Genomic DNA, 19,223 nt, shown 5'->3' with positions numbered 1-19,223 from the left:
GGATCAGCCGACCGGGACCAGTGTCTCCGTGAGCCGTGCGGCGAACTCCGCCGAGTGTGTGAGTCCCCCGAGATGTCCGCCGGGGAACTGGCGGAGGGCGTTCCCGGTGCGGCGGGCGAGGATCGTGGCGGTGCGGTACAGGAGCTGGCCGGCGGAGTCGATTCCCGCGGCGAGGGTGAGACGGGGAGGGGCGGAGGAGAGGGCGGCGAGGTCGGCGTCGTAGGAGGTGAACGGCACCAGGACGCGGGTGATCATGAGGGCCATCGGGTTGGCCAACTCGTCGGTGGGGCAGAGGGGTTGGGCTTCCGGGTCCGGTTCCGGGGGAGTCGGCGGGCGTTCCTCCAGGCCCGCGTTCATCCTGGCCGCGGCGGCCTCCAGGCCGTGCTTGCGGTAGGTGTCGTACACGTCGGTGAACATGGCCCGCTGCCGCTCCGCGTCGGGCAGGACCCCCACGACCGGCGGCTCGTGCGCGACCACGTGCCGCAGCCGGTCCGGGTGGCGGGCCGCCAGGTCGAGCGCGGGGACGGCACCGGCGCTGGTGCCGAACACGTACGCGGACTCGCCCTCGGGCAGCACCGTGTCCAGCACCCGGGCCGCGCCCTCGCTCCACCACTCGACGCGCTGTTCCTCGACGGGCTTGCCGAGTTGGCCGTGGGCGAGGCCGAGCGGGTCGTACGTCACGACGGTGAAGCGTTGTGCGAGGCGGGCCGTGAAGTCGTCGAGGCCCATGGGATGTCCGGCGCCGCCAGGGAGGATGAGGAGGACGGGGCCGGAGCCGCGCACGTCGTAGTGATCACTCATCCTCCCGAAGTTACCGGCTGGGAAGGCCCGGAGCGCAATGATTTACGGGACGTGAGCCCGCACGCCGTCGATGAGCCCCTTCACACCCTTGCAGGTGCTTTCATTCCGCCGACTGCCTGCCCCGCGTGGTGAGCCCTTCCCCCGGCCCACAGCGTGGAGGCCATGCAGGAATCACGCTCGGTCTCCCTCACGCGGTACCAGGGCGGCGGGCTTCGGCACGAGGCGCGGGAGGCGGCCCCGGGACCGGCCACGGACCCCCGGACGACGGCACCCGCACGCCCGTTGCCCTGGCTGCTGGCCGTCGCCGGCGCCTTCACCCTCGCCCAGTTGGCCCTCGCGGTCCCCGGCGTGGGGCTCGGCTGGGACGAGACCGTGTACGTCAGTCAGATCAGCCCACAGGCCCCGGCGGCGTTCTTCAGCGCTCCCCGCGCGCGGGGCATCACCTTCCTGGTCGCACCGGTCGCCGCGTGGACCACCTCCACCGAGGCACTCCGCGTCTACCTCGCCCTGCTCTCCGGCTGCGGGCTCTTCGCGGCGCTGTGGGTGTGGCGCAGGCTGCTGCCGGCTCCCGTGCTCGCGGTCGCGGGCGCGCTGTTCGCGAGCCTGTGGGTCACGGTCTTCTACGGTCCGCAGGCCATGCCCAACCTCTGGGTCGCCCTCGGGGCGCTCGCCGCCGTCGGCTGCTTTCTGCGCGCCGCCCGCGATCCCGGGGACCACCGCGCGCTGATCGGCCTGGGCGCGGGCATGGCACTGGCCGCGCTGATGCGCCCGACGGACGCGGTATGGCTGGCCCTGCCGCTCGCCGGGGCCGCCCTGTCGGTGCCGAACAGCCGCAGGACGCTGCTCCTCGCCGTCCTCGTCGGCTCCGCCGTGCTCGGCTGCGCCGAGTGGGTCGTCGAGGCGTACGCGGCATACGGCGGACTCGGCGCCCGGCTCGCGCGGGCCAGCGAGATCCAAGGGCACCTGGGCTGGTACTTCGCCGTCGACGACCACGCACGCGCCCTGGGCGGCCGTACCCTCTGCCGCCCCTGCGACGGCTCCTTGAGTCACCCCGTCAGCGCCCTGTGGTTCCTCGCGCTGCCCCTGATCGTCACGGGCGGCGTCCGCGCGGCGGCCCGCACCGGGCGGCGCGGCCCGGTCCTCCTGGCCGCGGCGGTGGGAGCGACGCTCGCCGTGCCCTACCTGTTCACCGTCGGCTACGCGGCACCCCGGTTCCTGCTCCCGGCGTACGCCCTCCTGGCCGTGCCCACGGCGTACGGCCTGGTCCGGGCCTTGGCCCAGCCGCGGCGGTGGCGCCCGGCCGTCGTCGCGCTCCTCGCCGGGTGCCTCGCCGTCCACCTGGTGACGCAGTACCTCGTCCTCGACGGTGTGACCGGCCGCGCCCGTGCCACGGCCGCCGCCAACTCCCGCGTCGCCGCCGTGCTGCGCACCCACGGCGTACGGCCGCCCTGCGTCCTCACCGGCGACGACGCGATCCGGGTCGCCTTCCTCACGGGCTGCGCCTCCCGCCAGCCCACCGGCCACGACGCCGGCATCACCCCGGGGGCACTGGCCGAAGCGGGCGTCCGGCGGCCGGTCGTGGTCCTGCTCTCGGGCGGGCAGGGCATCCCGTCGTACGCCCGCTCCTGGCGGCCCCTCGACCTGCCGGACCCGCCCGCCCGGCCGGGTTACCGCGCCTACGTGTCCCCTGCCGCCGGTTCGAACCCCCTGGCTCCCGTTGCCGGACCGGCCCACTGACCGGCCGGCGGCAACGGGAGCACTACGAGCTGTGATCGGGGCTGCTCAGCCGATCGGCGCGTACACCACGCCCAGCTTGTCGATCTCGTCGCCCGAGCGGCCCGTGAAGCCGACGATCTGCCAGCCCGACGGTGCCGTGAACGTCGTCGTGTCCGACGTGGCCGTGCCGGAGGTCAGGGTGCGGGACTTGTCGGTGGTGAACGCCGCCGAGAAGATCCTTGTCCTGCCGTCCTTCTGACCCTGCGTCAGCTTCACCGAGGTGAGGTGCTCGCCGGACGCCAGGGTGAGGGAGGTGGCCGTGCCGCCCGTACCGCCGTGGGTGAGGGTCGTTCCGCCGTCGTGCGTCAGGGAGACCGCGTCCAGCCGGGAGCCGCCGCGCAGGGTGAGCGTGCGGGGCGAGCGCGTCGCCGGGAGGTCGTCGGCGTCGCTGAACGCCGTACCGTGCGGGCCGCCGAAGAAATCGCTCGCGCGCAGGTTCGAGGGCAGCGTCCAGGAGAAGTCGACCGTGTGGGGGAAGTGGTCGGAGAGGTTGGCGCCCGCGGAGTCCAGGAATGACGCCCACTCGTTGTTGTAGCGGGTCGCGGAGAGGTTCACGAGCTTGCTGCCGCGGTAGAAGATCTTGTCGACGACCTCGCAGTCGTTCGTCGGCGCGGTCGTCGGGCAGAGCAGCGCGTCACTGCCCTGCGTCGGCTGCACACCGCCCTTCACCAGCTGGACCCAGGCGTCCGTCAGACCGTTGTCCGCCACGAGCGTGCGGATGTTGTCGCCCGCGCGTGTGTACCGGGTGTTGGTGTCACCGGCGACGATCACCGCGTTGCCCGCGGAGTTGGCCTGGATGAAGGCGGACAGCTGCGAGATGTTGGCCCGGCGGGCGGCGTGCGCCTCGTCGGTGTCGTCCGCGTTGGGGTGGGCGTTGTACACGTCCACGTAGACGCCCTCGGCGAGCCGCACCCGGGCCAGCGAGAAGCCCTTCGGGGTAAGGCAGTTGGTGCCGGTGCAGTCGTTCCACTGCACCCGCTCGAAGTCCTGGAAGGCGTAGTCCGAGAGGGTGTTGAGGCCGTCACCGAAGGGCACACCGCCACTGGTCGCCGTGCGGTACGCGTGGTTGTCGTTCGCGTAGAGCGCCGCGTGGTAGTTGAAGTCCTCCTGCACGTTGACGATGTCGTACGCGCCCAACCGCGGTGATATCAGCGGGGTGTTCACCTCGGGGTTGCCCGAGCTGAGCAGCTCGGGGAGGCCCGCGACGTTGTACGTGAGGACGTTGAAGGTGCCCGAGGTGGCGGCTGCCGCCGGGGTCGAGCCGGTGGTGGCGAGCCCGGTCAGCGCGAGCGCGCCGGCCACGAGGGTGCCGATGAGTCTTCTCATGGTGGGGGTGTCTCCATGGGGACGAGAGGTGAGCACTGCTCAGGTTCAACGGCCAACAGTGTGATGGACAAGGTCTGTTGGGGGAACAGTGAGCGCTGAGGCGATCTGCCGCGTCCGGGACGCCCGGCGATCACCCGCCGGTCGGGCAAGGTTCATGTTTCGCACGGATTCTCCTCAGGCGGCGCACGACGGGCGCCGCGTGACTGAGGAGGCGCAGCCATGGGGCAAGGGCACTCGCACGGACACGGCGGTCATCACCACCATCACGCACACGTCCACACCGGCGAGGACGGTACGGCGCTGCCCGCCGCCCTCGACACGTCCGTGCCCGACGAGGCCCTGAACCCCGAACAGCGGTCGCGCCGCACGCTGTTGCGCGGTGCCGGCCTGCTCGGCGCGGGCCTCGCAGCCGCGAGCGTCGTCGCCCCGACGGCCGTCGCTCCCGCTTACGCGACCACCAACTCCCGCCGAAGAGGCGGCTTCCTGTGGCTGACCGGGGACCACCACATCCACACGCAGTACAGCAGTGACGGCAAGTACCGTGTCGTCGACCAGGTCCGCCAGGGCGCCAAGCACGGCATGGACTGGCTGGTCATCACCGACCACGGCTCGGCCACGCACGCCAAGATCGGTGTGGACAAGGTCAACCCGGACATCAGGGCGGCCCGCGCCGCGTACGAGGACACCCTCGTCTTCCAGGGCCTGGAGTGGAACATCCCGGGCGCCGAGCACGCCACGGTGTTCGTGCACCCCGGCAACAACGAGGTGTCCGTCCTCAAGCAGTTCGAGACCGACTACGACGGCAGCGTGAAGAACGCCTCCGACTCCACGCCCGCCAACGAGGCGCTCGCCGTCGCGGGCCTCGCCTTCCTCTCCGACCAGGTGAAGCGGCGCAAGGTCAAGGACGCGCTGATGCTCGCCAACCACCCGGCGCGGCGCGGTGTCGACTCCCCGCACGAGATCCGCGCCTGGCGCGACGCGAGCCCCGCGAGCCACCAGATCGCCGTCGGCTTCGAGGGCGCGCCCGGCCACCAGGCCGCGGGCCTGCCCGCCCCGCTCGGTCCGGGCCGCGCCCGAGGGATCTACGACAACAACCCGAGCGCCAACTCCTTCCCCGGCTACCCCCTGGAGAGCTACCGCACCTGGGGCGGCTTCGACTGGATGACCGCCACCGTCGGCGGCCTCTGGGACAGCCTGATCGCCGAGGGCAAGCCCTGGTGGATCACCGCCAACTCCGACTCCCACCAGGTCTACGCGGACACCGCGGTACGCGGCCCCGGCGGCAGCTTCGAAACCAACGGCCGCTACGAGGACCCGGCCTACGGCGGCAAGATCGACATCACCCAGGGCGACTACTGGCCCGGCCAGTACAGCCGCACCCACGTCGGCTCCGACGGCTTCTCCTACGCCGCCGTCATGGACGGCATCCGCGCGGGCCGCATCTGGGTCGACCACGGCCAACTGATCGACGCCCTGGACGTCCGCGTCTCGGGTGCCGGCCGCTGGAGCACGCTGGGCGGCGCGCTGCACGTGAAGCGAGGCACGAAGGTCACGCTCACGGTGGACGTGACACTGGCCGACGGCCCCAACTGGGCGGGCTTCCTCCCGAAGTTGGCGAAGGTGGACGTCATCCAGGGCGATGTCACCGGCCCGGTCGCGGACCGTGACACCTTCACAGCTCCCTCGGCCAAGGTCGTCAAGACATACGAGGTGAACCAGCCCACGGGCACGCTCCGCCTCACCTACGACCTCGGACGCGTAGACCGCCCGCTGTACGTCCGCCTGCGCGGCAGCGACGGCAACCGGTCCGCCGTAGGCTCGCTGGGCGCGGCGGTCGACCCGGCGGGCCCGGCCATCGACGTCGTCGGCGACGCGGACCCGTGGCGCGACCTGTGGTTCTACACGAACCCGGTATGGGTGCTCCCTTCGTGACCCCGCACGCCCTCTGGGCCGACACCCCGGTGTCGGCCCTCCGCACGGCCGATCATCTGCTGCTGCGCCTTGCGGCCGAACTCGCCCTCCCCGAGGGCACGTTCGGCTGCACCCACCTCGTGCGCGGCGAACGTCCCCGGGTGGCCCTGTCGTTCACCCTGCCGTCGGAGCCGCTCCAGCGCACTGCCGAGGAGCGGCTTATGGCCCTGGGGTACGAGGTGACACCCGGGGTGCCGGACGCGGTGGGTCGCGCGGTGCTGTACCCGGGTGTCTCCTCGCTCACCGGGACGCTGACGGTCGCTCAGCTACTGGAGCACTCCGCGATCGACCGTGTGACCGTACTCGGCACCCGGGACCAACTCGCCCCGGACACACTGCTGGTGACACGGGATCACGTCCGCCCACAGTGGCTGGACGGCGAACTCGTACTGACCGTGATGCCCGCGGTCGGCGGCACGCTGGTCCCGTTCGAGGTACCGGAACCCACGCCGTGCTGCGCGGACCACTGACGGGCCCCGGTTCAGCAGTTGCCGGAGCAGACCGCGGCGAACCGCTTGAAGGCGGCTGTGGAGTTGGGGCCCCAGATGCCGTCGATCGCCCCGGGGTAGCCCCAGCTCGATTGGAGGAAGCGCTGCAACGCCCTGTCGGTGTTGGGCCCGGGGATGCCGTCGATCGGGCCGGGGTAACCCCAGTACGTCTGGAGGAAGCGCTGTATCGCCTTCCAGCTCTCGGTGCCCAACAGGCCGTCGAGTTCACCGGTGTAGCCCCAGTAGTCCTGTAGCCAGCACTGGACCCACCTGGCCTCCGTCTGGGTCAGTCCGTGCTGGTCCACAGCGAGCGGGCTGACCGCCTCGACACCGGCTGTCGGCCTCGCGGCAGCCTCGGTCGCCGCGAGGCTGCCGCTAGCCCCCGCGAGGCTTCCGGCCAGGATTCCGGCGAGCGCGGTGGCGCTGACCAGTGACTTCGCCAAGATTCGCATGCGTTTCCCTTCTCAGTGCTCCGACTGGTGAGGGTTCACCTGCGTCCTGGTCTAGTGGCTCGGCGGTTGTTCGGGTTCGGATGACCTGTACCGAATAAACAAGGTCCGGACAACCCCGAGCAACAAGATCACCCGTTGACCCCCGTGTAATGCCCCAAACTCCACCGCCACAACAACCGCGCCCCCAGAAACGCCACCAACCCCAGCAACGGCGACGCCGCCGCCAGCCAGTACGGCACGCCAGTGTCGTGGCCGTGCCCGGTCAGTACCGCCGCCGGGAAGTACGCGACGAACGCGAGCGGCAGGCCGAAGGTGAGGAGGCCGCTGACCGCCCTCGGTAGGACGTTGAGGGGGTAGCTGCCGAACGTTCCCAGGAGCTCCTCCAGCCAGCGGCCCCAGTAGTCCGCGGCCGGGAAGCGCAGCGACGCGCAGGCCACCACCGTGAACAGGGCCGCCTCCAGGAGCATTCCGCCGAGGACGCAGACGACGAGGTACGAGATGCGGCCCGTCGTCCAGTCCAGGTTGCTTCGGGACAGGGCGCCGACCATGAGGCCGACGGCCACCGTCAGGTCGCCGATGGCGTTGGTGGGGAAGACGGACAGCTGGACCTGGCGGTACACCGGCATCGGGCGGACCAGGTAGGTGTCGATCATCCCCTCCTGGATGATCCGGCCGATGCCGTGCATCCTCCCGAGGAACAACACGAAGATGCCGTGGGCCAGCATCCGGGTCGCCGGGATCAGAAGTACCTCCGAGCTGTCCCAGCCGCCCATCCCGGTGAACCGGGTCAGCAGGACTGTGGCGAAGACGATCACCGACACCTGCCAGACGGCGCCGATCGCGATCATCAGCAGGAACTCGGAGCGGTACTCCAGCTGGGCGCGGAAGTTGAGGCGCGTGATGCGCCACGCTATGCGGACAGCGTTCACGGGCTCAGCCTCCCTGGGAGATGACACGTCGGGCGGCCCGGCTCCACAGGAACCGGGTGAACAGGGCCAGTACGAGGATCCAGCAGGCCTGGATGGACAGTTGGAGGGCCGCGTCCGAGAGCGGGACGCGGCCCACGTACAGCGACAGCGGCACGCTCAGGGTGGCCTGGAAGGGCAGGAACGAGCTGAGCGTGATGAACCAGTCCGGGAAGAACCACAGGGGTGCGTACACCCCGGACAGCAGGTTCTGCGCGAAGATCAGGATGAGCATCGCGGCGCCGTTGCGCAGTGTCCAGAAGCACAGCTGGTCGATCACCAGCATGACGTAATACAGAACCAGTTGCCCCAGCAGCAGGCTCAGCGCGAACACCCCTGCCACGGCCGCCGATTCGGGCGGCTCGACCACCCCGACGGTCAGGCAGATCGCGTACCCGGCGAGCGCCCAGGCGAACCCGTACAACTGCTCGCCGAGTGCCCGCAGCGCGTAGTAGCGCTGGGGCGGCAGCGGGCGCAGGTACCAGTAGACGATCGTGCCGAAGTGCATGTGCTGGAGGACCGAGTCGCGGCCCGCGTACTGGTCCAACTCCCGCAGGCGGGAGGCGAGTACGGCCATGACGGCGTACGTCACCGCCTGTTCGCGGTCGAGGCCGGCCGTCGTACCGGTCTGCTGGTACAGGCCGTTCCACAGGGACGCGACCAGGACCACCTGGACGGTCAGCCGGACCAGGGCGGCGGTCATCCGGGGCGGGGCGTGCAGTTCACCGAGGGGTGTGACCCTGGTGGCCCGCCAGGCGTGCAGGACGGCCATGTCAGCCGCCCTCGCGCGGAGTCGGGGCGTCGGCGTGGACGTACGCGGCCCGCATCACGTCCTCCAGGTCGGCCTCGTCGAGGGCGATGTCCGTCACCTCGTACCGCTCGATGACCCGCTTGAGCGCCTGGTGGACCGTGGGAGCGGACGGGCCGTCGGGGCCGAAGACCACCTGCGGGCCTTCGCGGCGCAGGAGCGCGATGCCGGGGAGCGCCGCCACCTCCGCGTGCGGGTCGGCCAGGGTGGCCCGGACCTGCCAGGTCGAGCCGAACCTCTTCTTGATCTCGTCCAGCGTGCCGTCCAGCACGAGCCGGCCGTGGTTGACGAGGACGACCCGCTCGGCGAGCCGCTCGACCTCCGTCATGTCGTGTGTGGTCAGCAACACCGTCCGGCCGCGTTCTTCCACCTGGTGGCGCAGGAACTCCCGTACCTGTTCCTTCACCACCACGTCCATGCCGATCGTGGGTTCGTCCAGGAACACCACCGGCGGATCGTGCAGCAGCGCCGCTGCCAGGTCGCAGCGCACCCGTTGGCCCAGAGAGAGGTGCCGTACTCGGGTGTCCCAGAACGTGGAGAGCTGGAGCAGGTCGTCGAACTCCCGCAGCCGTACGTCGTGTTCGGGCTTGGGTATCTCGTAGATGTCCCGGAGGATCGAGAACGACTCGCGCACCGGCAGGTCCCACCAGAGCTGGGTGCGCTGGCCGAACACCGCCCCGATGTTGCGGGCGTTGCGCTCCCGCTCCAGGTACGGCACCACGCCGGCGACGCGTGCCTCGCCGGACGTGGGGGTGAGGATGCCGGTGAGCATCTTGATGGTCGTCGACTTGCCGGCGCCGTTCGGGCCGAGCAGGGCCAGGAGTTCACCCGGCGCCACGTCGAAGGTGATGTCGGAGACGGCGTCCTTCGCGACCCGTTCCGGCTGGACGAGGGAGCGCAGGGCCCCGGTGAAACCGGGACGCCGCACGGTGGTGTGGAAGGTCCGGGACAGGCCGCGGACCTCGATGGAACCACTCACTCAGGGAACCTCCGGGAACTTGCGACGTACGAACACGGCCGTCCGGCTGGGGAGCCGGACGGCCGTGTGATGTGACCGGTAACATACTCAGTCGTCGATGGCCGAGAAGACAACGGAGAATTCAGCGGGCTGAACCCTCAGCAGATACTGCGGAAGCGCGCCCGGCCCGCAGGACTGCGAGCCGATGCCCTGCTGGCCGTGGTCGAGGTTGACCCACACCGTGTCGCCGGGGGCGAGGTCGGTGAGGTGCTCGGCCCCGTCGAGCTGTTCGCTCGTCCAGCGGCGGGCCGTGAACCAGAACTCCGGGTCGCCGTCGACCCGCAGTCCGCCGATCTCAGCCCAACGGACGTCGGTCCGGGCGCCGTTCTCCTGCGGGCGGAGGTAGGGCGTCTGGAGGTCGTCGACCGTGGACTCCCAACGGGCCACCATGGAAGCCGCGTCGGTGTCGGGGTAGCCCTCGCCGGGGCCGCCGCCGAACCAGGTCACCCGGTCCGCGGCCGACAGTCCCAGCCGGATGCCGAGCCTCGGCAGCGGCAGCGTCCAGTCGCCCTCGGGATCGACGGTCACGGTCAGCTTCAGCTTGTCGCCGTCGGACGTCCAGCGGTACGCCGTGTTCAGGCCCACCTCGGCGGCGGCGGGCGCCACCCGGGTCCGTACCGTCAGCGAGTCCGTGCCCAACTCCACGGAGTCCAGGCGGTGTTGCATCCGGTGCAGGCCCAGCTTGCGCCACAGCACGCCGTAGCGGATGTCGGGCTGCCAGGCCGCGCCGAAGTCGTTGTCGGTGGGCGCCCGCCACACGTCGAGGCGCAGACCCTGGACCTCGCGGCCGCCGATCGACTTCAGCGCGCCCGTGCGGGCGTCGAAGGTGCCGGGACCGAGGGTGACGACCCCGTCGGCCGAGGCGGGCGCGGCCGAGGCGGCGACCGTCGGCAACGGCCGTGCGGACGCCGGGAATTGACCCCAGGCCACCTGGTGCCCCCGCTCGCCCCAGGCCGACTCGTCCGCCAGCAGCGCCCGTACGGTCCACAGCGACTCGGCACCGCCGCGCGCGTCGGCGGGCGGCTCGGGCAGCTTCACGTCCGCCGACTCGCCGGGCGCGAGGGCCGGCACCGCCAGGGTGCCGGTCTCGACAGCCGTGCCGTCGACGTCGTACGACCAGGTGAAGGTGAGCGCGGAGAGGTCGGCGAAGTCGTAGGCGTTGGTGACCCGGACCGTCCCGTCCGAGCCGTCGCCCGTGATGCGGACGGGCTCGATGACCTTCTTGTACTCGACGAGCCCGGGGGAGGGCGTGCGGTCCGGGAAGATCAGGCCGTCGCAGACGAAGTTGCCGTCGTGCAGCTCCTCGCCGAAGTCGCCGCCGTACGCGTAACCGAACCGTTCGTCCTTGATGCCGTGGTCGATCCACTCCCAGATGAAGCCGCCCTGGATGCGGTCGTGGGCCTCGAAGATCCGCTGGTAGTCGGCGATGCCGCCGGGGCCGTTGCCCATGGCGTGCCCGTACTCGCAGAGGATGAAGGGGAGTTGGCGGCGCTTCTGCGTACCGCCGTCCAGACCCTGGCCGATGCGCTCGGTCTCCGCGTGGTCGGCGTACATGCGGGAGTACATGTCCGTGTCGCGGCAGTCCCAGTCGCCCTCGTAGTGCACGAGCCGGGAGCTGTCGCGGCTGTGGATCCACTCGGCCATGGCGGTCAGCCCGCGCCCGGTGCCGGCCTCGTTGCCCAGCGACCAGATGACGACCGACGGGTGGTTCTTGTCGCGCTCGACCATCCGGGACGCGCGGTCCAGGAGGGCCGGGGTCCAGCGGTCGTCGTCGACCGGGTTGTCGCGCCAGTTCTGCTCGGTGAAGCCGTGGGTCTCCAGGTCGCACTCGTCGATGACCCACAGGCCGTACTCGTCGCACAGGTCGAGGAAGGCCGGGTGCGGCGGGTAGTGCGAGGTGCGCACGGCGTTGAGGTTGTGCCGCTTCATCAGCAGGACGTCGGCCCGCATGGTCTCCAGGTCGAGGGCGCGGCCCTTCTCGGGGTGCCACTCGTGCCGGTTGACGCCCTTGAAGAGGATCGCCCTGCCGTTGACCTTGATCAGCCCGTCGGACAGCTCGACGGTCCGGAAGCCGATGCGCAACGGCACCCGCTCACCCGCCGTGACCAGGACTCCGTCGTAGAGGCGGGGGGTCTCGGCGGTCCACGGCTCGACGGCGACCGTCACCGGCTCGCCGGTCCTGACATCGATGTCCAGCTCGGGCACGGTGACGCGCCCGTCGATGTCGGACTCGACGCGGAGCGTGCCCTCGCCGGTCGTGTGTTCGTACGAGGCGTGCACGAAGAAGTCGAGGACGCTGCCCGCCGGGCGGTGCAGCAGCGTGACGTCACGGAAGATGCCCGGCAGCCACCACTGGTCCTGGTCCTCCAGGTACGAGCCCGCCGACCACTGGTGGACCCGGACGGCGAGGACGTTGCCGCTCGGCTTCAGCAGCTTCCCGACCGCGAACTCGTGCGCCAGGCGCGAGCCCTTGAACTCGCCGATCTCCGTGCCGTTCAGCCACACCCGGGCGCACGACTCGACCCCGTCGAAACGCAGCACCGCCCCGCCGTCCGACAGATCGGGCCAGTCGGACGGCAGGTCGAAGACGTGCAGGTGGTCGCCGGTCGGGTTCTCGGTCGGCACGCGGGGCGGGTCGACCGGGAACGGGTAGAGATGGTTGGTGTAGATCGGGGAGCCGAAAGCCCCGTCGCCCTGGAGGACCCAGTGCCCGGGGACCGTCACCTCGGCCCAGTCCCCGGCGTCGTACCCCGGCGCGGCGAACGAGTCGTCCGCGCCGTCGGCGGTCGGCGACAGCCGGAAACTCCAGCTGCCGTTCAGGGACAGCGAACCGGCGTCCGAGGACGCGTACCAGGCGCGGGGCGGAAGGGCCCCGCTGCCGGGTGAGACGTCCTCGACGTAGTCGGTCGAGGTGGCCGTGGTGCGGGAGGACATCGGTCTCCTAGTTCAGCCCGGTGGGCGGGCGGCTCAGCCCTTGATGCCGGTCTGTGCGACCCCCTGCACCAGCCAGCGCTGGAGGAAGAGGAACACGAACACCAGGGGCAGGATCGATACGGCCGTGGCCATGAAGATCAGATGGAAGTTGACTGTCTGGTTGGTCATGTACGAGGACAGCGCGATCTGCACCGTCCAGGCCTCCTGATCCTGACCGATGACCAGGGGCCAGAGGAAGGCGTTCCAGCCGCTGATGAACGTGATCGTCGCGATGGCGGCGAAGAAGTTCAGCGAGTTGGGTACGACGATGCGCCAGTACGCGCTCCAGTAACCGAGCCCGTCCACGCGCGCCGCCTCCTCCAACTCCTTCGGGAACCCCAAGAAGTACTGCCGGAACAGGAAGCAGGTGAAACCACTGAAGAGCCCCGGAACGATGAGCCCTTGGAAGGACGACACCCAGCCGAGCGACGAAACCAGCACAAAGCTGGGCACGAAGGTGACGGCGGCCGGGACCATCAGGGTCACCAGAACGGCGTAGAAGATCTTGTTGGCGTGCTTGTACGGGATACGGGCGAGGCCGTAGCCCGCGAGCGAGCAGACCAGCAGGGTGCCGATCGTGTGCCCGACGCCGACCAGCCAGGAGTTCCACAGGGAGTGCGCGAAGGGGACCGTCTCGTCGCTGAACAGCTCGCTGATGTTGCCCCACTGGATGTCGGTGGGGAACCACTGCCAGTTCTCGCCGGTGATCTCGGCGTCCGTGGACAGCGCGTTGCGGACGATCAGATAGAAGGGGACGAGGAAGAGCAGGGCGCAGATGCCGGTGGCGAGGTAGAGGCCGGCGGAGCCGATCACCCCGCGCCGGTCGCGCCTGCGTTCGCGGCGCTTGGGAGGCGGTGGGGGCCCGGCGTCGGCCTTGCGGGTCTCGATGGTGGTGGTCACTTGGACTGCTCCCCCCTTCCGAAGCCCATGAGCTTGCCCTGGAGCAGGGTCACCGTGCAGATCAGCAGGGTCAGGATGACCGCACCCGCGCTGCCGGCGCCGTAGTCCTGGCTGTCGCCCAGGGCCATGTAGTACAGCTCGACGAGCGGCGGGCGGCCCCATGTCGTCTTCGCGAGCAGGTTGAAGAACTCGTCGAAGGCCTGGTAGGCGGCCACGAGCAGCAGCAGGATCACGGCGGTCGAGGTCGCCCGCAGCTGGGGCAGCGTGATGTGCCGGAAGGTCTGCCAGCCGGGCTTGGCGCCGTCGATGGCGGCGGCCTCGTACAGCTCCGGCGGGATGTTCTGGAGCGCCGCCAGGAACAGGATCATGTAGAAGCCGGCCTGGAGCCACAGTCGTACGGTGACGATGACCAGCCAGTACCAGGGCGGGTCGGGGTTGGCCAGCCAGGCGATGTTCTCGACGCCGAACCAGCCGATGACCGTGTTCATGAGGCCGAAGCGGACGCCGCTGAAGAGGGACATCTTCCAGATCAGCGAGGCGGCGACGAAGCTGCACGCGGCCGGCAGGAAGAAGACGGACCGGAAGAACGCCTTCATGAAGCGCAGCCGGTTCACCATCAGCGCCAGCGCCAGGGAGAACGCCCAGGTGACGGGCACGATGATCGCGGCGAAGACGGTGAAGGTCCCCAGGGACTTGACGAACGAGTCGTTCGTCAGCATCCACCTGTAGTTGTCGAAGCCGACGAACTTGTCCGGTGTGACGGTGAAGCGTGCCTCGAAGAAGCTGAGCCACAGGCTCCAGCCGATGGGGATGTAGACGAAGATCACCAGGCCGAGGAGGAACGGGCCGGTGAAGATCCAGAAGTTGAGGGTGGCGCCCGCCACGCCCCGCCGGGGCTTGGTCCTGGGGACCTTGGCCGGGGCGGGGCGCGCGAGTTCGCGCGTGGTGGTCGACATGTCGATGCCTGTCCGTTCGCTACCCGTCCGTTGGCCTATCCGAAGAGCGTCTTGAGCTCGCGGTTGACCTTCACGTCCGCCGTGTCGAGCGCCTTCTCGGGATCGACGCCCTTGCGGACGGCGTCGGCGATCACACCCTCAAGGGCGGTGATCATGGCCTGGGTCCACGAGATGTTGTCGAAGCGCCCGTAGTCCTTGAAGAGCTTGACGCCCTCGGCGGGCAGGCCCGTCTTCAGCTTGGTGGCGGACTCGGCGAGCGAGGTGCGCGGCGGCACATGGAAGCCGTAGCTGAGCGCCCAGTCCTCCTGGTACTCCTTCTGGTCGATCCACAGCCACTTCACGTACTCCTTGGCCAGGTCGACGTTCTTGCCCTTGGCGTTGACGAACATCGACCAACCGCCGTTGTAGACGGCCGGCTTGGCGCCGGAGGCCGCCGAGGGGAAGGGGAAGATCCCGAGGTCGTCGCCGAGGGCCTTCTGCATCACGGGCATCGCCCACATTCCGCACCACTGGATCGCGGTGAGGCCCTGGACCAGCGCCGAGGGGTCCCAGTAGTCGGCGGGGGCGTCGAGGAGCAGATGACCGCTGGTGAACATCTTGCGGTACACCTTCAGCGCCGCGGCCACGTCGTCCGTGTGGTACGCGATCTCGTTCTTGTCGTTGAGCTGGTCGGCGCCGGCCGCCCAGACGAGGGCGTAGTTCGTCGACACCAGGTTGTTGCCGAGGAACAGGCCCTTGACCTTGTCGGTGGTGAGCTTCTCGGCGGCCTCGGCGAGTTCCTCGAGGGTCTGGGGGACGCCTATGCCCGCCTTCTCCAGCAGCGACTTGCGGTAGTAGAAGAACTGCGGGTCGTCGATCATCCGGACGCCGTAGACCTTGCCGTCGACGGTGTGCGACTTGATGTCCGCCGGATTGAAGTCGGACTTCACCGGGTTGATGATGTCGTCCAGCGGCGCCACCTGACCGCTCTTGATCAGCTGGAGCTGCGGGTGGAACTCGAAGACGTCCGGCGCCTGGTCGGTGAGCAGCGACGAGAACAGCTTGCTCTCGAAGTTGGTGCCGGTGATCCACTGCGTGGTCACGTTCGCGCCCTCATAGGCCTTCGCGTACTTCTTGATGGCCTGTTCGGTGCCCGCCTCGCCGTACGCGTGGAAGAACTGCGTGAGGTTCTTGCCCGAACTGCCTCCGCCGGAGCGGCCGTTGTTGCCGCCGCAGGCGGTCAGCGCGCCCGCGGCGGACAGGCCGGCTGCGGCCCGGAGGATGGATCGGCGGTCCCAGTTGCTGCTCATGGCCGACATGGTGACGTCCTTGTCTCTAGTGCGGCTGCGGGCCACGGGCTCAACGCCGAGTGGCTGAAACAGGAGGTGCGGAGCGGGACGTTAACCTTCGGCTAAGGCTTCGGCAAGGGGTTGGACGAAGCCCGTTCGAAACGTTGCCGGGCGTTCGGGATGTCGGACGCGACGGGTCGACGGCGGACACGACGAAGTCGCGGACCGCGTCAACAGCGGTTCGCGCAGGGCTGGTTGGCCGCTAGCCCGGACCTACTTCAGGGGCATCGGACCGGTGCGCCGGGCGGACGACGACCGCTGGGTGGCCGAGGACAGCGCGCCTTCGAGGGCGAACGTCGCCGCGCCCAGACACGCCGGGTCGGTGGGGATGGCGGACAGGACGATCTCGGTGGCGGCCATCGGCCGTGGCAGCGCGTGCCGCCCGACGGCCTCGCGCACTTCACGCAGCAGCGGTTCGCCGAGCCTGCGGGCCACCCAGCTGCTGAGCACGACCACTTCCGGGTTGAGGACGTTGACCAGGTTCGCGATGCCCGCGCCGATGTAACGAGCCGTCTCCTGTACGACCTTGAGCGCCACGGGGTCCCGCTCCTCCACGCCCCGGGCCAGCGCGTCGATGGTGGCGGTCTGGTCGTCGGGGTGCAGCAGCGGGCTGCTCGGGCCGATCTCCCGCAGGTTCAGCATGATGCCGGGCGCGCCGACATAGGCCTCCACGCAGCCGTGGTTGCCGCAGCGGCACAGCCGTCCGTCCAGCACGAGCGTGGTGTGACCCCACTCGCCGGCGCTGTTGCTCACCCCCCGGTACAGCCCGCCCTGGAGCGCGAGCCCGGCGCCGACCCCCGTCCCGAGGTTGACCACCACCGTGTCCCCGCGCCCGCGCGCCGCCCCGAACCACATCTCGGCGACCGCGCCGGCGCGCAGCGGATTGTCCAGGTAGAGGGGGTACGCGATGACCTCGGACAGCAGATCGAGCAGCGGCACGTCGTGCCAGTCCCAGTTCGGCGCGTACTCCGAGATGCCGGTGTCCCGGTCCACCTGCCCCGGCACGCTCACCCCGACGCCCAGCACCCGCGCGCCCTCGATACCGGCCTGCGCGACCACCGAGCCCACGGCGGCGGCCACATGGCTGACCACCTGCTCGGGCAGGCTCTCGCCGGGGCGCATGTCCTCGTCGGCGCGGGCCAGCACGTTCAGCGCGAGATCGAACAGCTCGACATGGACGTACGTCTCCGCGATGTCGACGCCGATCAGCGCGCCCCCCGACGCGTTCACGGCCACGAGACCCCGGGGGCGGCCGCCCGCCGAGTCCTCGAACCCGACCTCCGTGATCATCCGCAGATCGAGCAGCTCACCGACGAGCGTGGCGACCGTGGCCAGGCTCAGCCCCGTGGCCGCCGCCAGCTCCTGGCGGGAGGTGGGGGAGTGGGCGATGATCTGGCGCAGCACCTCATAGCGGTTCGCGGTGCGGATGTCACGTGATGTGCGCTTCACCACCGGGCTTGCCCCTTCGCCGTGCAGACCTCAGTGCAGACAGACCGGTGCGCGACGGCACCGGCGCCGCGCCAGGCTATGGGCAGCGGGGGAGGTTCGACAAGGGGTTAGGAAAGGGGCTGAAGAAAGTCTTCCCGCACTTGGCACGGGGCCGAGCACAGGCCTCCGCCCTGCCGACCGCACCCGAGCGGCGGGACAGCGCCGCGTGGAGCTGGGGTCCGCCGGCCCTTCCCCCGGTGCTGGCCCCCTTCCATCGTGCGGCCGGAGGCCCGGTACGCGCCCGGCCGGCCGTGTGCGAGCCGTGGTGGTGGGGTGTGTCGGCTTGTCGTCCGAGCGGGCGTTCGGTCTCTGGGGCGGTTGGTCTTCCTGCCCGTCCCGTTGTGCGGCCGGGCGTCCGGTACCCGCCCGGCCGGCCGTGTGCGAGACGAAGGCCGCGGGTGCGTCCGGTGGCTCCCGGAGCGGCTGACACCCCCGTACCTTCCGCCGTGCGGCTGATTGCCGGCCGTGCCCGCCGCGTGGCCGCGCTGCCATCGGCCACCGCCCGGCATGCCCCGCCCCGGAGCGGCCGATGTCCTGGCCCCTTCCTCCGTACGGCCGAACGCCCGGACAACCCCGCACGAGAAACCCCGTCCGCCTCGCTCGTGCCTGCGGTCAGGCGCCGCGGCTGTCCCCGGCCTGGTCCGGCGGATCAGTCGCCGAGCATCTCCCGTACGAACGTGTTGGTGAACTTCGCCGAGGGGTCCAGGGACGCGGCCAGGGCCGTGAAGTCCGGCAGGCGTGGGTATCGGCCGCGCAGTACCTCCGCCGGTACGGTGAACACCTTGCCCCAGTGGGGACGCGGGCCGAACGGGTTCAGGGCCGTCTCGACCCGGCGTACGACGGGCAGCACCGCCTCCGTGTCCGCGACCCAGGTGAAGTGGAACGCCACGCTGTCCCGCCCGTGCGCCGGGCTCAGCCACTGGTCGTCGGCGGCGATCGTCCGCACCTCGCACACCTGGAGCACCGGCGCGACGACATCCCGGATCGCGTCGAGTGAGCGCAGCGCGTCGAGGGCGTAGGGGCGCGGCAGCAGGTACTCCGACTGGAGTTCCTCGCCGCTGCTCGGGGTGAACTCCGCCCGGAAGTGGGGGAGTCGCTCGTTCCAGGGGCCCGGCACCCCGAACTGCTCGGTGCAGTTCACGGCCGGCATCCCCGGCACCGGGTGCATCGCCTCGGTGGCGGGCGCGGCCCACGGGAAGTCCGGCAGCGGCTGGTCGCTGCGCCGCTTCAGCCAGACCTGCCGGAAGCCCGGCCCCCGCCAGTTCGTGAACAGGCTCACGCTGTACGCGGCACCCGCCACGGCCTCGAAGTCCAGCCCCTCCAGGGGCAGTTCGGTGAACACGTACTGCTCGACCTCGAAGTCCGCCTCCAGGTCGAGGGTGAGCGCCGTGACCACGCCGAGCGCGCCGAGCGCGGTGACGGCGCCGTCGAAGCCGTCCTCGCCCCGCGCGATCGTCAGCGTCGAGCCGTCCGCCGTGACCAGCTCGACCTCGCGCACCGGGGCGGCCAGCGAACCGTTGCCGACGCCCGAGCCGTGCGTCCCGGTCGCCACCGAGCCCGCCACCGAGATGTGCGGGAGGGACGCCATGTTGGGCAGCGCGAGCCCGCGCCCGTGGACGACCCGGGCCAGCTCCGCGTACCGGACCCCGCCCCCGACCCGGACCGTACGGGCGGTGGTGTCGACGTCGATCTCCGGCGGGAGCGCGGCCAGGGAGAGCAGGACGCCGCCGTCGCCGGGCTCGGCGATCGGGTTGAACGAGTGCCCGCTGCCCAGCACCCGCACCCGCGCGCTCTCCGCGACGAGCGCCCGCAGCGCGGCCGGGGTGTGCGGTCGGTGCAGCTCCTTGGGCGTGTAGGTGATGTTGCCCGCCCAGTTGGTCAGCGTCTCGGCCATCGGGTCCGTCCCTCCGCTCAGATGCGTCGACCTTCTCACGCAGTGGTGTGTGACATGCCCGAGGGGCCCCGAGGCCACG

Annotated in this window: 15 protein-coding genes; 3 read left to right on the top strand and 12 right to left on the bottom strand. The window is 70.5% G+C overall.

The features are described 5' to 3' along the window. Positions 1-3 precede the first annotated feature (3 nt). Positions 4-801 (bottom strand): alpha/beta fold hydrolase, encoded by a 798-nt coding sequence (locus OG787_RS08930; RefSeq protein ID WP_405534828.1) that lies wholly within the window; start codon positions 799-801, stop codon positions 4-6. A 162-nt stretch (positions 802-963) separates the two neighbouring features. On the opposite strand from OG787_RS08930, the gene OG787_RS08925 reads away from it, so the two are divergent. Next, positions 964-2,538: a hypothetical protein gene (locus OG787_RS08925; protein WP_405534827.1), complete on the top strand. Its 1,575-nt coding sequence runs from the start codon at positions 964-966 to the stop codon at positions 2,536-2,538. Between the two features lie 45 nt (positions 2,539-2,583). Here OG787_RS08925 and OG787_RS08920 read toward each other — a convergent pair whose 3' ends face one another. Next, a complete protein-coding gene (locus OG787_RS08920; protein ID WP_369030477.1) occupies positions 2,584-3,903 on the bottom strand; it encodes a jacalin-like lectin in 1,320 nt (439 codons plus the stop codon). A gap of 219 nt (positions 3,904-4,122) precedes the next feature. On the opposite strand from OG787_RS08920, the gene OG787_RS08915 reads away from it, so the two are divergent. Both OG787_RS08915 and OG787_RS08910 read left to right on the top strand, forming a co-directional pair. After that, positions 4,123-5,835 carry a PHP domain-containing protein gene (locus tag OG787_RS08915; RefSeq protein ID WP_405534826.1) on the top strand — a complete coding sequence of 571 codons (1,713 nt, stop codon included), beginning with the start codon at positions 4,123-4,125 and terminating at the stop codon, positions 5,833-5,835. Continuing rightward, on the top strand, positions 5,817-6,344 hold the full coding sequence (locus OG787_RS08910; RefSeq protein WP_405534825.1) for a hypothetical protein: 528 nt from the start codon (positions 5,817-5,819) through the stop codon (positions 6,342-6,344). Before OG787_RS08915 ends, OG787_RS08910 begins: the two co-directional genes overlap by 19 nt. An 11-nt stretch (positions 6,345-6,355) precedes the next feature. Here the strand turns inward: OG787_RS08910 and OG787_RS08905 are convergent, their stop codons facing one another. The 10 genes from OG787_RS08905 to OG787_RS08860 form a co-directional block, all read right to left on the bottom strand. Further along, positions 6,356-6,814 carry a peptidoglycan-binding domain-containing protein gene (locus tag OG787_RS08905; RefSeq protein ID WP_369030474.1) on the bottom strand — a complete coding sequence of 153 codons (459 nt, stop codon included), beginning with the start codon at positions 6,812-6,814 and terminating at the stop codon, positions 6,356-6,358. Between the two features lie 128 nt (positions 6,815-6,942). Then, positions 6,943-7,743: an ABC transporter permease gene (locus OG787_RS08900; RefSeq protein ID WP_405534824.1), complete on the bottom strand. Its 801-nt coding sequence runs from the start codon at positions 7,741-7,743 to the stop codon at positions 6,943-6,945. 4 nt (positions 7,744-7,747) lie between these two features. Then, complete coding sequence (locus tag OG787_RS08895) at positions 7,748-8,551, bottom strand: ABC transporter permease (protein ID WP_369030472.1); 804 nt, start codon at positions 8,549-8,551, stop codon at positions 7,748-7,750. Between the two features lies 1 nt (position 8,552). Further along, positions 8,553-9,566: an ATP-binding cassette domain-containing protein gene (locus OG787_RS08890; RefSeq protein ID WP_369030471.1), complete on the bottom strand. Its 1,014-nt coding sequence runs from the start codon at positions 9,564-9,566 to the stop codon at positions 8,553-8,555. A gap of 87 nt (positions 9,567-9,653) precedes the next feature. Next, positions 9,654-12,539 (bottom strand): glycoside hydrolase family 2 TIM barrel-domain containing protein, encoded by a 2,886-nt coding sequence (locus OG787_RS08885; RefSeq protein WP_405534823.1) that lies wholly within the window; start codon positions 12,537-12,539, stop codon positions 9,654-9,656. 33 nt (positions 12,540-12,572) lie between these two features. Next, complete coding sequence (locus tag OG787_RS08880; protein ID WP_405534822.1) at positions 12,573-13,478, bottom strand: carbohydrate ABC transporter permease; 906 nt, start codon at positions 13,476-13,478, stop codon at positions 12,573-12,575. After that, positions 13,475-14,434, bottom strand: coding sequence for a carbohydrate ABC transporter permease (locus tag OG787_RS08875; protein WP_369030469.1), 960 nt, complete (start codon positions 14,432-14,434; stop codon positions 13,475-13,477). Before OG787_RS08875 ends, OG787_RS08880 begins: the two co-directional genes overlap by 4 nt. A gap of 35 nt (positions 14,435-14,469) precedes the next feature. After that, positions 14,470-15,732, bottom strand: coding sequence for an ABC transporter substrate-binding protein (locus tag OG787_RS08870; RefSeq protein ID WP_405534821.1), 1,263 nt, complete (start codon positions 15,730-15,732; stop codon positions 14,470-14,472). Positions 15,733-15,975: 243 nt separating this feature from the next. Then, positions 15,976-17,211: an ROK family transcriptional regulator gene (locus OG787_RS08865; protein ID WP_369030467.1), complete on the bottom strand. Its 1,236-nt coding sequence runs from the start codon at positions 17,209-17,211 to the stop codon at positions 15,976-15,978. Positions 17,212-17,899: 688 nt separating this feature from the next. Then, positions 17,900-19,144 (bottom strand): FAD-binding protein, encoded by a 1,245-nt coding sequence (locus OG787_RS08860; protein ID WP_369030466.1) that lies wholly within the window; start codon positions 19,142-19,144, stop codon positions 17,900-17,902. Positions 19,145-19,223: the final 79 nt, after the last annotated feature.

Source organism: Streptomyces sp. NBC_00075 (genome assembly GCF_045041225.1).
In the GTDB taxonomy this organism is placed as follows: Bacteria; Actinomycetota; Actinomycetes; order Streptomycetales; family Streptomycetaceae; genus Streptomyces; species Streptomyces adonidis.
This window is presented reverse-complemented; position numbering and strand designations above follow the sequence as displayed.

Coding starts and splice junctions, on each gene's coding strand:
- OG787_RS08870 (WP_405534821.1), bottom strand. CDS start 15,732: ATGTCGGCCATGAGCAGCAACTGGGACCGCCGATCCATCCTCCGGGCC.
- OG787_RS08925 (WP_405534827.1), top strand. CDS start 964: ATGCAGGAATCACGCTCGGTCTCCCTCACGCGGTACCAGGGCGGCGGG.
- OG787_RS08915 (WP_405534826.1), top strand. CDS start 4,123: ATGGGGCAAGGGCACTCGCACGGACACGGCGGTCATCACCACCATCAC.
- OG787_RS08885 (WP_405534823.1), bottom strand. CDS start 12,539: ATGTCCTCCCGCACCACGGCCACCTCGACCGACTACGTCGAGGACGTC.
- OG787_RS08895 (WP_369030472.1), bottom strand. CDS start 8,551: ATGGCCGTCCTGCACGCCTGGCGGGCCACCAGGGTCACACCCCTCGGT.
- OG787_RS08860 (WP_369030466.1), bottom strand. CDS start 19,144: ATGGCCGAGACGCTGACCAACTGGGCGGGCAACATCACCTACACGCCC.
- OG787_RS08910 (WP_405534825.1), top strand. CDS start 5,817: ATGGGTGCTCCCTTCGTGACCCCGCACGCCCTCTGGGCCGACACCCCG.
- OG787_RS08905 (WP_369030474.1), bottom strand. CDS start 6,814: ATGCGAATCTTGGCGAAGTCACTGGTCAGCGCCACCGCGCTCGCCGGA.
- OG787_RS08930 (WP_405534828.1), bottom strand. CDS start 801: ATGAGTGATCACTACGACGTGCGCGGCTCCGGCCCCGTCCTCCTCATC.
- OG787_RS08920 (WP_369030477.1), bottom strand. CDS start 3,903: ATGAGAAGACTCATCGGCACCCTCGTGGCCGGCGCGCTCGCGCTGACC.
- OG787_RS08875 (WP_369030469.1), bottom strand. CDS start 14,434: ATGTCGACCACCACGCGCGAACTCGCGCGCCCCGCCCCGGCCAAGGTC.